Genomic DNA, 1,424 nt, shown 5'->3' on the forward strand with positions numbered 1-1,424 from the left:
GGGGGTGTCAAATGGTTTGTGTACAGGGTTAGTGATGAAAGGACATCATAGTGACTGTGACTGATACACGTGGGAATTCTGAGTCTGCTGCTGAGCTTGTTGAGCAGTTGAAGGCTTCTGGTGCTTTGGATGAGTTGTTTGCCAAGATTGATTCTGGGCAGGTTGAGCTCACTGGCGATGGCGGTTTAGTGCCAGCTTTGATTAAGGAAACTCTTGAACGGGGATTACAGGCTGAGCTGACCTCGCATTTGGGTTATGAGTCGGGTAATCGTGACGATAAATCAACGACGAACTCGCGGAATGGTTCGTATGCCAAGACCGTTGCCACGGAGTCGGGAAGTGTTGAAATCGCGGTACCCCGGGATCGTGAGGGATCATTTACCCCACGGCTTGTTCCAAAAGGATCGCGTCGCCTTGGCGGGTTAGATGACATGATCATCTCGTTGTATGCCGGTGGTATGACGATCAGGGATATCCAGCATCATTTAGAAACCACGATCGGGACGGAACTATCGCATGAAACGATCTCGAATATCACTGATGCGGTTATGGAATCGGTGATGGAGTGGCAAAACCGGCCGTTGGAAGAGTTTTACCCCGTGATCTATCTGGACGCGATCCGGGTGAAGGTTCGGGACAACGGTCATGTGAGGTCCAAAGCCGCGCACATTGCTGTGGGGGTTGATATGGACGGTATCAAGCATGTCTTAGGTATCTGGGTGCAAAACACTGAAAGGGGCGTCCTTGTGGGCGCATGTGTGCGCCGAGCTTGCTAACCGTGGTGTTAATGATGTGCTCATCGTGTGTTGTGATGGGCTTACAGGCCTGGCAGAAGCGATCGAAGCGACCTGGCCGGAGTCACTGGTGCAAACCTGCGTGGTCCACCTGATACGAAACGCGAACAGGTTCGTGGCTCATGGCGATCGTAAAGCCGTATCCAAAGCGCTGAAACCGGTGTACACCGCGGCTAATGAAGATACGGCATTACAGGCGCTGACTGACTTCGCTAGCTCGCCGCTTGGTAAGAAATACCCTTCGGCGGTCGCGACATGGGAAAACGCGTGGGACCGATTCACACCGTTCCTCGCGTTTCCACCAGCGCTTAGACGAGTGATTTACACGACCAACGCGATCGAATCATTGAACTACCAGCTACGCAAAGTGACGAAAAACAGGTCGCAATTTCCCACTGACGAGTCCGTCGTGAAACTCCTGTGGCTAGCGATCTGCAACATCGAAGATAAACGAGCCCGTGAACGCGCTAAAAACCGCGAAGCAGGCAAAATCAACCAGAAAAACATACGGCTTATACAAGGACGACAAACCACGAACTGGAAACAAGCCCTGGCCCAACTCGCCACGGCCTACCCCGACCGAATCAACAAATACCTATAACACTCACACACAAACAACTTGACAAGCCC

At 52.2% G+C, this 1,424-nt stretch carries 1 pseudogene; it reads left to right on the forward strand.

The features are described 5' to 3' along the window. Window positions 1–56 precede the first annotated feature (56 nt). Window positions 57–1,395: pseudogene (locus tag HMPREF0183_RS06940) on the forward strand (IS256 family transposase). Window positions 1,396–1,424: the final 29 nt, after the last annotated feature.

This window comes from Brevibacterium mcbrellneri ATCC 49030 (assembly GCF_000178455.1).
Lineage (GTDB): Bacteria > Actinomycetota > Actinomycetes > Actinomycetales > Brevibacteriaceae > Brevibacterium > Brevibacterium mcbrellneri.